Here is a 14,186-nt window from a genome sequence, read left to right as displayed (position 1 = left end):
GCCGACAGCCGTTACTCGTCCTCGAGGGCGTGCCAGGACAGCCGCGGGGAGCGGGCGGCGCTGGTCTGGTCGATCCGGCGGGCCGTCGTTCGGTCGGGGGCCGTCTCGAGCGTGTCGTCGTCCTCGTCGGCGACGGCGTTGAACGCGGCGGCGAGGCGGTCGAGCGTGGCCTTGCTTTCGACTTCCGTTGGCTCAGTCATCAGTGCCTCGGGGACGATTTCGGGCCACTTGGTCGTCGGCGGGTGGACGCCGAAATCGAGCATGCGTTTGGCGACGTCCGCGGCGTCTTGCTCGCCGGCGCTGGCGACGAACTCGTGGTGGAACGGCTCGTAGGGAACGTCGTACTCGATCTGGCTCGCGAGGTAGTTCGCGTTCAGGACGGCTTTCGCGCTGGCGTCGGCCAGTCCCGCGTCACCGAGTCGTGCGATGTAGGCGAAGGTTTTGACGAGGACGAGCCAGTTGCCCTGGAAGCCATGCACCTTGCCGATGGTGTGGTCGGGGTCGAACAGTTCGTAGGTCGGCTCGCTCGCACCACCCTCGCTTTCGCGCACCCGCGGCGACGGCAGGAACGGTGCGAGTTCGGAGACGACGCCGACCGGCCCGGCACCGGGGCCGCCGCCGCCGTGGGGCGTCGCGAACGTCTTGTGGACGTTGTAGTGCATCACGTCGAAGCCCATGTCGCCCGGTCGGGCGCGTCCGAGCAGGGCATTGAGGTTCGCCCCGTCGTAGTAGAGCAAGCCGCCGACGTCGTGGACCATCTCGGCGATCTCCGTGATGTCGCGTTCGAACAACCCGAGCGTGTTCGGATTCGTCAGCATCAACGCGGCCGTGTTCTCGGAGAGAGCGGCCTCGAGTGCCTCGAGGTCGACCCGTCCCTCGTCGTCGCTGGGCAGGGAGACGACGTCGTACCCACCCAGTGCGGCGGTCGCGAAGTTCGTCCCGTGGGCGCTCTCGGGGATGATGACCTCGTCGCGGTGGCCTTCGCCGTTGTGTTCGTGGTAGGCCGCGGCGACGCGGATGCCGACGAACTCGCCGGCCGCGCCCGCCGGCGGCTGGAGCGTGACGGCGTCCATCCCGCCGATTCGGCCCAGATAGTCCTGCAGGCGGTACATGAGCTCGAGGGTTCCCTGCGTCGAGCGTTCCGAGCGATCCGGGTGGACGGCCGCGCTCGGCAGCGCGGCCACGTCCTCGGTGAACTTGGGGTTGTACTTCATCGTACACGAGCCAAGCGGGTAGGGGCCGCTGTCGATCCCGTAGATCATCTGCGAGAGGCGCGTGTAGTGGCGAGCCAGCTCGGGTTCGGAGAGTTCGGGCAACTCGAGGCTGTCGCGCGTGAGGTCGTCGGGCAGCGGCGAGTCGTCATCGTCGCCGATCTCGACGCGCGTGAGATCCTTCTCGGCGAGCAGCGGCTCGTACTGGCCGTTCTCGACGTAGCGGGCCTGATCGTATCGAACCTGTCCGGCATCCGCGGATTCGTCGCGTCCGTCGTCCGTCATCGTGCCACCTCCCTGAACGCGGCGACGAACTGATCGATCTTCGCGTCCGAGACGCCGGAGACACAGACCTGTAGCTGGTGATCGCCGACGACGTGAACCGCGAACCCGCGTTTCTCGAGATCGGAAGCGATCGGGGCTGCGGGCTGGTCGACGTGGGCGACGAACTCGCGGAGGTGTCGGCCATCGTCGATCGGTGCGGTGACGCCGACGAGGTCGTCGAGTCGCTGTGCGAGGGATTCGGCGCGAGTGACGCCGCGTTTCGCGAGATTGACCATGCCGTGTGGACCGAGCGAAGCAGCGTGAATCGCGGTTCGGAGCGCGACCCACGCCTGATTCGTACAGATGTTACTCGTCGCTCGTTCCCGGCGGATGTGCTGTTCGCGGGTCTGGAGCGTGAGCGTGTACGCCCGTCGGTCGGTCGCGTCTTCGCTCGCCCCGACCAGTCGGCCGGGAACCTGCCGGAGGTAGTCCTCGCGTGTCGCGAACAGGCCGAGTCCCATCCCGTAGCTGGTCGGCAGACCGAGCACGCTCGCGTCGCCGACAACGACGTCGGCACCGACATCGGCGGGTCGCTGCAGCAAGGAGAGGGCGATCGGATCCGAGCCCAGCACGTACAGCGCCTCGTGTGCCGTCGCGAGGTCACCGATCGCCTCGAGGCCCTCCTCGATCGTCCCGCGAACCGTCGGGTTCTCGGCGTAGAGCATGACGACGTCGTCATCGACCGTCTCCTCGAGCGCGTCGAGGTCGACGGTGCCGGCGGCAGTGGGGTACTCCTCGACGACGAGATCCGTGCCAGCAACGTAGTTCTCGAGCGTCGAGCGCCGCCCCTCGAGCAGGATGTCGGGAACGAGCACGCGGTGGCCGCTCGTTCCGCGAACGCGCTCGGCGAGGGTGGCCGCTTCGCCCAGCGCCGTCGCCGCGTCGTACATCGAGCAGTTCGCGATCTCGAGGCCGGTCAGTTCGACCAGCAGCGACTGGTACTCGAACAGCACCTGCAGGAAGCCCTGCGAGACTTCCGGCTGGTACTGCGTGTAGGAGGTCAAAAACTCCGATCGATCCGCGAGGTGGTCGACCAGCGACGGAATGTAGTAGCCGTAGTGGCCACGACCCAGCAGTTCCGTCAACGTGTCGTTGCGCCCCAGAATCGAGCGTACCAGTCGTCTCGTCTCCCGTTCCGATCGGGCGTCGATGCCGAACTCCCCGTCGAACTGGACCGCCGACGGGATGTCGAACAGGTCCTCGGTCGTCTCCGCGCCGACGGCCTCGAGCATTTTCGAACGTTCCTCGTCCGTGTGTGGAGCGTATGGACTCCCTATAGCGTCTGATCCGTGCATAGCTAGTACTGTCCCGGCCGACTTCGACCGACGAGTCCCCGTCCGCATCGCCCGTCCGTGTCGGGCCGAGACATGATACGTGTGCGTAGCGGTCACGGGGTAATGAACGCACCCCTTCGGCTGCGGTCGTGTCGGCTCGACGACCGCCTCCCGCGGTTACGACGGTTGATCGGCGTCGGAATCGGTCGCCTGCTCGGCGTTCGTCGGTGACCGTCGATCGCGTTCCGTCTCCGCCGGATCGCCGCTACTCGAGGGATCCGTCTCCGCTGCTCGATCGTCGGGCTGCTCGTCCGAGTCGTCCGTCGCCGCGTCCGCGTCATTTCGAACGCCAGTCGTTTCGTCGGTATCGACGGCCTCGTCGGCCGAGTCGTCGCCGTCGTCTGGTACTGCTCCTCGGCTTCGGGCTCGTTCTCGAGCGACCACGTCGAGCGTGACTTTCGCGCCGCCGAGGACGACGGGCCCGATGAACAGTCCGACCGCGCCGAAGACGACGAGGCCGCCGAAGATGCCGAGGACGACGATGGCGGAGTTGAACGCGCTGGTCCGGCCGATGAGCGCGGGCCGCAGGTAGGTGTCCGAGGCGCTTATCAGCGAGCCGTAGACGACGAGCGCCACGGCGGCGCCGAACTCGCCGACAACGACCAAATAGACCACGACCGGCACCCAAATCCCGAATGCGCCGATCAGCGGGAGCAAGGTGAAGACGAACGTCCCGACGGTAAGCAAGACGACGGCCGGGACGCCGAGGATCGCCAGCCCGACGCCGAGCAACACTGCCTGAATAGCCGCGACGCCGACGTTTCCGACCACAGAGGCCCACATGAGCTGGTCCAGTTCTGACCGCAACTCCCGCTGGAGGTCGTCGTCGATCGGCATGACCGTCTGACTCCACGCGACGAGTCGCTCGCCGTCTCGCAACAGCGCAAAGAGGACGAACAGCGTCACCGTAATTCCGATAAGAATCCCCGGAAGCCCGCTGACGAACTCGATCCCGCTGGTCGCGAGCCCCTGTAAGCCAGTTGCGATCGGCTCCCGATACGTGCCGTACATCTCTCCCAGATCGACGGCGACGCCCGACTCCGCGAGGTGGCGCTCGACGTCGTTCGCGTCCAACGAGCCGTCCTGAACCGCGTTCACGAGGCCGAGCGCCTGCCTGAGTGCGATCGCGAGCACGTACGCGATCGGGAGGAGAATTGCGAGCACGGCGACGACGACGAGAACGAGCGCCGCCATCATCGAGCCGACGACCTGCTCGAGGCGTCGCTGGACCGGCGTCAGGACGTACGCGAGCACGACGCCGAGCAGCACGTACTGAAGATACGGCAGGATAATGAACGACGCGAGCGCGACGCTCACCAGCGCGAGTGCGGTCAACGCCCGTCCCTCGGAGAACCACCCCGACGGCTCCGACGGCTCGGACGACTCGGACCGATCGGTCATAGCGGTCACTATCGAGGCGCTAACTCATGAGTCCACTGACCAGTTTCACGGGGCCGGTCGACGCCATCCCGTGGGAGTCCACTCGAGCCACCAGTCGAGTTCACTCCTCGAGCAACGGTCGCGACGAGTTGGTGACGACCAGCAGGCTGCTCGCGCCCATCGCGAGCGCGGCAAACAGCGGGTTGAGCAGTCCCGTCACGGCGAGCGGAATCGCGACCGCGTTGTAACAGAACGCCCAGCCGATGTTGCCTTTGACCCGACGGTCGGTCGCTCGAGCGAGGTCGAAGACGGTTTCGACCGACTCGAGGTTGTCGTCGACGAGGGCGACGTCGGCCGCGTCGGCGGCCATCGCGGTCCCGCCGCCGAGGGCGATCCCGAGATCGGCGGCGGCGAGCGCCGGGGCGTCGTTGGTGCCGTCGCCGATCATGACCGTCTGGCCGCGCTCTTTGAGCCGGTCGACGGTCTCGGCTTTGCCTTCGGGCGGGACGCCCGCGAACACCTGATCGATCGCCGGATGCTCGCGGAAACGACCGGCGGCTTTCGCGTCGTCACCCGTGAGGACGACGATTTCGGTGTCGGTCTCCGCAATCGCCGTCAGGGTGTCGTCCCACTCGTCACGGAGTTCGTCGCCGACGACGATGACGCCTTCCGCACGCCCGTTACGGCCGACAGCGACCGGGACCTGCCCCGTCTGTCGACCGTCGTCGATCTGCTCGGCGATCGGTTCGGGGACCGTCCAGCCACGGTCGGCGAAGAGATCCGGATGGCCGACGACGACCTCCTCGCCGTCGACGACACCGCTGACACCGGTTCGGTGGGTCTCGAACGCCGTCACGCGGTCGCTCTCGGCCATCGGATCCGAGTCGGCTTCGGCGTCTTTCGCACCCGGCTTCTCGTCGTCCGTCGCTGTCTCCGAATCGTCGTCCGCCGTCTCCTCGAGGACGTCCGAGCCACCGTCCGTCGCCGGGCGCAAGGCAGCGATTGCCTGCCCGATTGGGTGGGCTGACTGGGCCTCGAGCAGCGCCGCCTGCTCCGTGAGGTCGTCGTCGCAATCGGCCTCGACGACGGCCATCTCGCCGGTCGTCAGCGTCCCGGTCTTGTCGAAGACGACGGTGTCCGCGGTGCGGATGCGCTCGAAGACGCTGTCGTCGAAGACGACGATCGATCGCTCTAGGGCATCTCGAATCCCGGCTGCGACCGCAAGCGGCGTCGCCAGCCCGAGTGCGCACGGACAGGAGACGATCAACACTGTCAGGCCGATGAGCAACGCATCGGCCACCCCGTCGCCCAAGGCGATGTACACCGCCGTCGCGACGATGGCGAGGACGAGGACGACCGGGACGAAGATCGTCGCCAATTTGTCCGCGAGTTTCTGGATGCCGTGGGTGCCACTCTGGAGGTCCCAGACGAGTTCGGTGATGCGGTCGAGGCTGCTCGTCGCGTCGTCGCCGACGCGGACGGTGACCGCCCCGTCGGCGACCATCGAGCCGCCGACGACCGCGTCACCGGGAGTCTTGCCGACCGGCAGCGACTCGCCGGTGATGACCGCCTCGTCGACCGCGGCTTCGCCGTCGACGACGTCGCCGTCGACGGGAATTCGCTCGCCGGCCCGCACCAGCACGTGGTCGCCGGCCTCGAGGTCACCCACGGCGACGTCGTCGTGGCCGCCGTCGTCGCGAACGCGCCGCGCCTCGTCGACCTGGATCGAGGTGAGATCCGAGAGACGCTCGGTCGCCTGCTGTTTGATCGTCGTCTCGTAGTAGTTTCCAACGGAGACGATGACGATGATGGCGACGGTGACGTCGTAATAGATGTGGTCGCCGCCGACGATGACCGACAGCGTACTGTAGAGGTACGCACTGACGGCCGCGATCGCGACGAGCAGATCCATGTTCGGCGATCTGGTCCGCGCGCTGACGTACGCTCCCTGCAGGATCGGCTTTCCGGTCACGGCCAACACGATGGTCGTGAGCGCGGCGATAACGAGGTAAAACGGCGTCGCGAGCTCGCTCGCGAGGGTTGCCTCGAGGAACTCCGTCGTTCGCTCGTCGTAAAAGAGTCCGCCGAAGTAGATGGGGTAGATGAGGACGATGTACTGCAACATCACCATCATGCCCATGAGCGCGCCGACGACGACCCGGCCCATCGCCCAGTTGTCGGCTTGCCGTCGGCTGAACGCGTCCTCGCGGTCGTAGGCGCTGTAGCCGAGGCCGCTGATCGTCTCCTGTAAGTCTTCCTGCGTGACCGTCTCCGGATCGTGGTCGATCCGGACTGTGTCGGTCACGTAGCTCGCACTCGCGTTGCTGACGCCGTCGGTCTCACACGAAACCGACTCGATGAACGCTTCGCAGGTCGCACAGTGCATCCCGTCGACCTCGAGGAACGTCGCCTCGTGATCGTCAGGGACTTCCCGCGTGTCGTCCGTGTCGTCGGCCGCCCGCGTGCGACGGACGGCTTCGGCGTCGACCTCGAGGTCCTCGAGATCGCCGAGCGTCTCGTAGACGTCTCGACAGCCGACACAGCAGAAGGCGTCGCCATCGTGGGTGATGCCGCTGCCCTCGACAGGGAGGTCACAGAGCGTACAACCGGTTTCGTACTGATCGTCTGTCATCGTGAGTAGGTGGAACGAACGTGATTAGTGGGTGCTGTGTGCGCCTGCCGTCTCGAGCCCGTCGTAGAACGGGAGCTGTGGATGTGGAACGTGGATGCCGAGGCTCATCAGTCCGTGGGCGAACAGGATGTAGCCGAGGACGACGAACGCGACGCCGAGCAGTCGGTGGACGCGCTGGCGGTGAACGACGTCGACGCTGTCGATGATGGTCCCGTAGGCGAAGACGGCGGGAATCGTCCCGATACCGAGTGCCGCCAGCGCGAGTGCGCCGCCTGCTGGCGAGCCGGTCGCGAACGCATAGAGAAACGCCGGGTAGAGAATCGGGCAGGGTAACAGCCCGTGCAGTGCCCCCAATCCGACGATACCGGGCCCGTTCGCGAGCCGGTGGACCCGCGCCGTCAGCCAGCCGACGACTCGCTCGAGGCCGGGCACGTTGATCCCGCCGGTCGCCCGACCCAGCAGGTAGTAGACGCCGGTGGCGATGACGAAGCCGCCGATAACGAGTCCGACGCCGCCGCGGGCGAGGTCGACGATCGGCGAGAGTTGGGCCGTCGTCAGGAACACTACGCTTCCGAGCGCGCCGAACAGTGCCCCGAGCAGGGTGTAACTCGCCGTCCGGCCGATATTGAACAGCGCGTGCTGGCGGACTTCGTAGGTCGTGAGATGGCCCCGTCCGCCGTTACCGCCGTCCATCTGTCCCGCGTAGACGGTCACGAGCGGCCCACACATGCCGATACAGTGTGCGCCGGCGAGCAGGCCAATCACGAGAAACAACAGAACGTCGACGCCGAGGAAGGTGAGTGGATCCATACGTGATCGTGTCTCGAAGACGCGTTGCTCGAGTTAGCCACTCGAGGAGGTAATCGGTTTCGCCTCGATTCGAGCCAGTACCCGTGTCTGAGTGGTTCATCTCTCGAATCGCGTGCGTGTCGGCGACGCTACTCGACGTCCCAGTTACGCGCCGTCAAAAATTCACGTTGAGAAAACCGCTATTCGACGTACCGGTACTTCCGCTCGCCCATGCGGCCCCAGCCGTCGAAGACGAACTCGGCTTCCGGTGTCGTGAACTCCTCGACGTCGACGTCCATGTCGTGGTTGTGGACGTCGTGGATCTCCTCGTAGTCATCCCAGCTGAGATCGTACCGGGCCTCGAGCTGTTCCTCGAGGTTGAGCGCCTCGATTTCCTCTTTCCAGCCGTCCTGAATCGTCTCCGCGTGACCTTCTGCCTGCGCGCCGGAGCCGTAGGAGCCGACCAGCAGCTGGCTGCCGGCGAGGTCGAGGTCGTTATCGAGGCCGTGTTTCAGCGCGCTCACGCGGGCGACGTGGACGGAGCCGGTGTACCAGTTGCCGACCTCACGCGAGATCGTCAGCGTCGGATCGATCGTCTTGCCGTACCAGTCTTGATACGTGTCGGTGCGCTTGAGCTTGTCCGTATACTCCTTGAGCGCGTCGCGGAACGCTTCCTCGTCGTCGAACGCTTCGGCGCGCGGCTGGCGGCCGATTTCGTCCGCGAGCTCCTCTTCGATCGGCGTGTCACGGATCATGTGCCGGTAGACTAGCAGGCCCGCCTTGCGGACCATTCCCGGGAACGGGGTGTGGAACGGGACGTAGGCGAACTGGTCGGGGTGGGTGTCGCCGGCGACGCTCTCGTAGTCCTCGAGGGCCTCGCGCATGCGGGCGAGATACACTTGGACGGAGCGTTTGCCGTCGACGGACGGGAACTGCTGGTTGGGTTTGAGGAAGTCGGTTTCGTCAGCCGAGCCGTAGCCCTGCTCGGTCGAGAGTTCGACGAGACTCGGGTTCTCGGAGATATACATCGCGACGGCACCGGCACCCTGAGTCGCCTCGCCGGCGTCACCGCGGGCGTACAGCGCCGTGTCGGTCGCGATCACGAGCGCGCCACGGCCACGATTTCGGCCGGCGCGAATCCAGTTACAGGCGTCGTCGAGACTCTGGGTCCCCGCGATACAGGCGAACTTCCGCTCACCTTTGTTCGCGTGGTGGAAATCGCCGTCGTAGACCTGTTCCAGGCAGCCAGCGACGTACGTCGAAACCGGCTTCGAGTTGTCGAAGGCGCTCTCGGTCGCGACGTCGATGCGGCCGATATCATCGGGCTCGAGCCCTTTGCGCTCCATCAGTCGGTGGGCAGCGTTTGCGCCCATCGTGACGATGTCCTCGTAGCTGTCGGGAAACGAACTCGCGTTGAGACCGAGCCCTTTCGTGTACTTTTCGGGGTCTTCGCCCTTCTCGGGCGCGAACGTCCCCGGCAAGTCGAGTTTGAGATTCCCGGTCCAGATCTCGATGGCGTCGATACCGACTGCTGTCATAGGTAGTGACTATTGACGAGGGTATATGATATTGTCGTTCGATAGTTCGACAGTCGTCGTAACATCGGGAGGCGCACTCGCTGGTGACCCGGCCCGATGACAGTTCGCGACACACGGAGTTAGTGGCAGTCGTTTTGGGTTCCGTGTGACACGATGCTGCAGTATTTAATAATTGAACCAAATATTTTATTACTAGTGTCTGTGTACTAACAGCTGGTCGGATGACGGACAGCCGATCAGCCCCCTGACCGCCCCGCGATCCCGACCGCCGTGACCAACACCTCGTCGTGCCATCGACTCGAGTCGATGGTCGACGCCGATACTCGTGCCAGTCGCTGTCCGATCCCGCCGGGACGGTCCGTTTGGGGAGTTGAACGAGCCAGCCGCTCGGCTGTGCGTTCGAGTTCCGAAGAAGGCCGTCAGTTTGTTCGTCGATCGTGTCCCGACGGTGTTAGTCGCTGATGAACTTGTTGTCCCGCCAGTTGACACCGCCCTGTCCGGAGTTGTGGTCTCGCGGCCCTTCGACGACTTCGATGTCGGCCGGGCGCGGCTCACCTTCGACGATTCGGGTCGCCTCGAGGTCGCCGTCGCGTTCCGAGATCGCGGTCAGCGTTCCTTTCTCTGCGGCTTCGGCGATACCACAGAGCACGAGGAACATCTGGTACTGAAGCAGCGAGTTCTGGAGCACGGTTTCGCGGTCGCCTTTGAATGCCGCGAACTCGACGAGTTCAGATTCGATCTCCTCCTCTTCTTCTTCATCCCAGCGGAACGAGTTACGACGTTCGTCGGGGTCTTCCTCGTAGACCCGGTTTTCTGTGATGCTGGCTTTGAGCTGTGCGGTCGGTGTATATTTGCTGACCGATTCGTCCTCGGCAACCGCTTTGAGGATGAGCGTGTTATTGCGCCGCGTTATCTCTACGTCGGTGACGCCGTCCGGAAACGTCGCCTCGTCGATGTGCGTGCGAAGGTCTTCGAGGGGCAGTTCGAGGGTCGAGTGCAGCCGATATACGTGTCTGGATTCCTCTGTTGACATAGTGGGAAGGTGTGCGGCGACAGTCGCTGGGTTCCTAGTACGAGCGCGGGACTTATATGACCTGCTATTGAATACGTGTCGCTTGGGCCCGGATGAATATCGTCCGGATTATGTGTTCGGCTTACGCCGCGTCGAGCGTCTCGTCGAGTTCGCCGCGTTCGTCGAGTTCCTCGAGGATGTCCGAGCCGCCGACGAACTCGCCGTCGACGAACGTCTGTGGAATCGTCTCCCAGCCGCTGTGGTCTGCGAGTGCGCTCCGATACTCGTCGAGGCTCTCGAGGACGTCGACGGTTTCGAAGTCGTCTCGGTACTGGCTGATGAGGCCGAGCGCCTTTCGGGAGTACCCACACTGGGGCATCAACTCGGTCCCCTTCATGAAGAGGACGACGTCGTTGTCGGCGATGACCTGTTCGACTTGCTCGTCGACTTCGTCCTGATCGAGACCTTGGTTCGGTGGGAAGTCCATATCCAGTCTGTGTCGATGAAAGGGGATAGGCCTTGCGTCATTTGCACATCCCGACGCGATCGATCGGACCGAATTCGCTCGACTCGCTACGCGGCTGAGGACGATGCAGGCTCGAGACGAATCAGGCGGTCGTCCTCGTCCGTCGGGAAGCCAGCACTTGCACGCCCGTCCCGGTTCGACGTGAGCAGGTACAGCGAGCCGTCCGGACCGGGTTCGACGTGGCGGAGTCGACCGAACTCGCCCTCGAACAGGGTGTACGCCGTCGCGGTGAGTCTATTGTCGAGCCACGCGGCGTCGTAGCGAACGCCGTCCCCATCCTCGAGCGTCGCTCCGTCTGGGACGAGTTTCAGAGCATACAGCGCGTTCGAACCGAGTCCACAGACGAGGATGTGGTTTTCCCACGGAGCGATCGCATCGCCATCGTAGAAGGCGATCCCGGAGGGTGCCCAGGTCGTCTCGGGCCCGGTGTTGACCACCGGCGGCGTGGCGTCGTCGTACTCGTCGTAGCTGCCGTAATCGGGGTCATCGGGACCGCCGCGGACGAGATCCCAGCCGTAGTTACCGCCCGGTCGGAGGAGCGACACCTCGTCTCGAGCCGACGGGCCGTGCTCGGCCACGATCGGCGTTCCCTGCGGCGTGAAGGCGATGCCCTGTGGGTTGCGATGACCGAGCGTGTAGATCCGCCGGTCGCCGTCGGGTCCCCAGTCGGGGTTCTCGGGCGCTGGCTCGCCGTCGGGCGTCAGTCGGAGCACCGCGCCCGCACGGGAACTGGGGTCCTGTGTTAGCGTGGGGTCTTCGGCATCGCCCGTCGTCACCCAGAGGTCGTCCTCGGGACCGATCGTGACTCGCCCGCCGTTGTGCGTCGTCGCACCGGGAATCCCCTCGAGGACGGACTCGAGCGTCTCCGACTCGAGGTCGTAACTGACGAGTCGGTTTTCAATCTCACCGTCGTCGACCGTGTAGTAGACGAACAGTTCGGACGGGCCGGGATACGACGGATGGACGCCGATACCGAGAATGCCACCCTCGCCGGGTGCTGCCTGCTCCGGGAGATCGGCTGCGGCGAGTACTGTCTCGCCGTCGGCAGGCACCAGATCGGCCGCCGTCGCCAGTTCGGTCGCGTCGAACCGACGGACGCCACCGTCGCGTTCGGTGAGGAAGGCGTCGCCCCCGGCGAACGTAAGATCCCAGGGGATCTCGAGGTCAGAAACGACGGTCGTCGTGGTCACGTCGGCGGTGGACGGCACGCCCTCGGCCGGTCGCCACTCGGGCTCGGTCCAGTCGTCGTCGGGCGTCGTTTCGGGGGTGACGAGTTCCGTCACCTCCGACCCGGTTTCCAGCAGACAGCCGGCGAGCGAGAGCGAGCAGCCGGCCGCGGCCAGAACGTGTCGGCGTGTCGGAGCGCCCATAGCCGACTCCACGGGCCGACGACCTGAGTGACTGTCGGTGGTCACACTCTCGAGTTCGTCCGGCCGATGGACAACAGCGCCCGACGGTGGCGCGACAGCGCGCAATAGTGAGTCGGTCAGTCCGCGGTCGTCGGGGATCGCTGCTCGGCGCGGGTCGAGCGCCAGAAGCCCTGAACGTACGCGCCGATGAACATCCCCGCGATTCCCCAGAGGATGGCGTAGTTACCGATGCCGAGGCTGGCGTAGGCCGCGCCGGGACAGATTCCCGACAGGCCCCAGCCGACGCCGAAGATGCCGCCACCGATGACGACGTTCTTGTCGAGGGTTTTCAACCGACGGCGGTAGGTATCTCCCGTCAGTGGCGCTGTCGTGCGGAGCGCCGTGCTGCCGAAGACCGCGAGTCCGGTGACGATCGCCGCCCCGAACATGACGAACAGCAGGCCGAAGTCCTCGAACTGGAGGAAGCTCAATACGACCTCGGGTCGAGCCATATGACTGAAGCCGAGCCCGAACCCGAAGATCAGCCCGCCGACGAAGATCAGGGGCATGAACAACGGATGTCGCTCGTGGTCGGCGCTCATGGGCTCACCCCCGCAGCCTGCACCAGCTGTGCCGTTCCGATCGCGATCAGGAGGAACGTCACCACGCCGACGAAGGACGTACTCGAGGCCGAGCCGACGCCACAGACGCCGTGACCCGAGGTACAGCCTTTCCCGACACGGGTCCCGATACCGACGAGGATGCCACCACCCAGCAGCCGCCAGGGCTGGACATCTGTCGTCCAGATCCCATCCTGAACGGTAACTGCGTAGACGGCTGCACCGGCGGCGATTCCCAGCGTGAACACGACTCGCCAGTCACGCGAAGGGCGATACTGCTGGAACCGCGAGAGAGTCGAGCCGTACGACAGCGTCGACTCGAGAAACGTGCTCGCGCCGGCCGTGATCCCGGTTCCGAGGTAGATGACGGCGACGCCGAGTCCGACGAACAGGCCACCGATCGCGTAGTGACTGATCCCGTTCGGGAACAGCTCCGCGAGCATGGCGACGGGAAGCGGTGTACTCATACCCAGCGGAAGGGGACGAGCGCGTATCAAAGCACCCGCTGCGGGGAAATTTGTACGGATCTCCGGCGAACGATGAACGGGCGGCTGTAGCAACGACGGTTAGTCCGCGGCCGGCGTCGTCGTCAAGACGTCGAGTTTGTCAGCGGCGTAGCCGAAGACGTTGCGGTAGCCGTTGGGCGACATGAGCACGGGATAAAACGGCTCGTCTGCGACCTGCATGTCGCCGTCGGCGGCGGCAAACGGGTCACCGGGGTCGACTCGAGTGAAGTTATCGACGAAGACCTCGTAGGTGTCGGCCTGTGCTTTGCTGATGACGTCGGTGAGCTGGTAAACCGGCAGATCGCGGGCCACGGTATCGCCGGGCAACGCGCCGACGGCCGTCAGGAACGCCCGTGTGAGCCGATCCGCGTTCTGGGCGGCCGTCTCCGATCCTTGCAGCCCGCACTCGACTTCGATCGTGTCGATCTTCGAGAAGAGCCGCCCCTCCGCGAAGTTGCTCGTCTCGACCATCGCCGCCACCGGCAGCTGTGGCACCAACTCTCGTGCGGTGTCGCTGATTCCGTTGACGATCGCGAACGGATCGGCGTGACTCTGCGTCGAGTGCATTGAGAAAGTGAGACAGCCCTCGAGTTCTTCGACGAGTCGATGTGCAAGCTGTCCTTCGTGGGTCGCTGCCTCCGGATGGCCGGGGAACGTCCGATTCAGATCCTCGTCGACGAACCGCACGCGGCGCTCGAGGGCCGCCTCGTTGGCGACGACGAGCTTGACGGGCCGTTCGACGGTCGGGCGTTCGTCGAGCAGTCGCTCGACGGCCCGGACGCCACAGGGTTCATCGCCATGAATCCCTGCAACGACGGCGAGTTCCGGCGTTCCCGACCCGAGCTGTGCAACTCTCATTATCTACTAGTTGGGCTCTGCGCCCAAAGGCGATTCGGTCTCTCACGAACGGCGACAGTCGGACCCGTGTGTCTGTTACCCACTACCACGGTTCTGTCGGCCACCGA

12 protein-coding genes are annotated in these 14,186 nt (G+C 65.2%); all 12 read right to left on the bottom strand.

Annotated elements, in window-relative coordinates:
• Positions 1-11 precede the first annotated feature (11 nt).
• On the bottom strand, positions 12-1,496 hold the full coding sequence (gcvPB, locus tag GCU68_RS16375; protein ID WP_152943414.1) for an aminomethyl-transferring glycine dehydrogenase subunit GcvPB: 1,485 nt from the start codon (positions 1,494-1,496) through the stop codon (positions 12-14).
• Positions 1,493-2,830, bottom strand: coding sequence for an aminomethyl-transferring glycine dehydrogenase subunit GcvPA (gene gcvPA / locus GCU68_RS16370; RefSeq protein ID WP_152943412.1), 1,338 nt, complete (start codon positions 2,828-2,830; stop codon positions 1,493-1,495). Before gcvPA ends, gcvPB begins: the two co-directional genes overlap by 4 nt.
• Positions 2,831-2,986: 156 nt before the next feature.
• Positions 2,987-4,270 carry an AI-2E family transporter gene (locus GCU68_RS16365; RefSeq protein ID WP_152943410.1) on the bottom strand — a complete coding sequence of 428 codons (1,284 nt, stop codon included), beginning with the start codon at positions 4,268-4,270 and terminating at the stop codon, positions 2,987-2,989.
• Between the two features lie 100 nt (positions 4,271-4,370).
• A complete protein-coding gene (locus GCU68_RS16360) occupies positions 4,371-6,881 on the bottom strand; it encodes a heavy metal translocating P-type ATPase (RefSeq protein ID WP_152943408.1) in 2,511 nt (836 codons plus the stop codon).
• A gap of 24 nt (positions 6,882-6,905) precedes the next feature.
• Positions 6,906-7,691, bottom strand: a complete 786-nt coding sequence (locus tag GCU68_RS16355) for a sulfite exporter TauE/SafE family protein (RefSeq protein ID WP_152943406.1) — start codon at positions 7,689-7,691, stop codon at positions 6,906-6,908.
• A gap of 179 nt (positions 7,692-7,870) precedes the next feature.
• Positions 7,871-9,208, bottom strand: a complete 1,338-nt coding sequence (gene hmgB / locus GCU68_RS16350) for a hydroxymethylglutaryl-CoA synthase (protein WP_152943404.1) — start codon at positions 9,206-9,208, stop codon at positions 7,871-7,873.
• Positions 9,209-9,659: 451 nt separating this feature from the next.
• On the bottom strand, positions 9,660-10,241 hold the full coding sequence (locus GCU68_RS16345) for a DUF7110 family protein (RefSeq protein WP_152943402.1): 582 nt from the start codon (positions 10,239-10,241) through the stop codon (positions 9,660-9,662).
• A gap of 121 nt (positions 10,242-10,362) precedes the next feature.
• Positions 10,363-10,707, bottom strand: a complete 345-nt coding sequence (locus GCU68_RS16340) for a glutaredoxin family protein (RefSeq protein WP_152943400.1) — start codon at positions 10,705-10,707, stop codon at positions 10,363-10,365.
• Between the two features lie 86 nt (positions 10,708-10,793).
• The gene (locus GCU68_RS16335; protein ID WP_152943398.1) at positions 10,794-12,116 is read right to left on the bottom strand and encodes a PQQ-dependent sugar dehydrogenase; all 1,323 of its coding nucleotides are present in this window, start codon (positions 12,114-12,116) and stop codon (positions 10,794-10,796) included.
• 116 nt (positions 12,117-12,232) lie between these two features.
• Complete coding sequence (locus GCU68_RS16330; RefSeq protein WP_152943396.1) at positions 12,233-12,697, bottom strand: DUF6691 family protein; 465 nt, start codon at positions 12,695-12,697, stop codon at positions 12,233-12,235.
• Positions 12,694-13,182 (bottom strand): YeeE/YedE family protein, encoded by a 489-nt coding sequence (locus GCU68_RS16325; protein ID WP_152943395.1) that lies wholly within the window; start codon positions 13,180-13,182, stop codon positions 12,694-12,696. The genes GCU68_RS16330 and GCU68_RS16325 overlap by 4 nt, the downstream gene beginning before the upstream one ends.
• Before the next feature lie 99 nt (positions 13,183-13,281).
• Positions 13,282-14,079 carry a M14 family metallopeptidase gene (locus GCU68_RS16320; RefSeq protein ID WP_152943393.1) on the bottom strand — a complete coding sequence of 266 codons (798 nt, stop codon included), beginning with the start codon at positions 14,077-14,079 and terminating at the stop codon, positions 13,282-13,284.
• Positions 14,080-14,186: the final 107 nt, after the last annotated feature.

The sequence above is a fragment of the Natronorubrum aibiense genome, from assembly GCF_009392895.1.
In the GTDB taxonomy this organism is placed as follows: Archaea; Halobacteriota; Halobacteria; order Halobacteriales; family Natrialbaceae; genus Natronorubrum; species Natronorubrum aibiense.
This window is presented reverse-complemented; position numbering and strand designations above follow the sequence as displayed.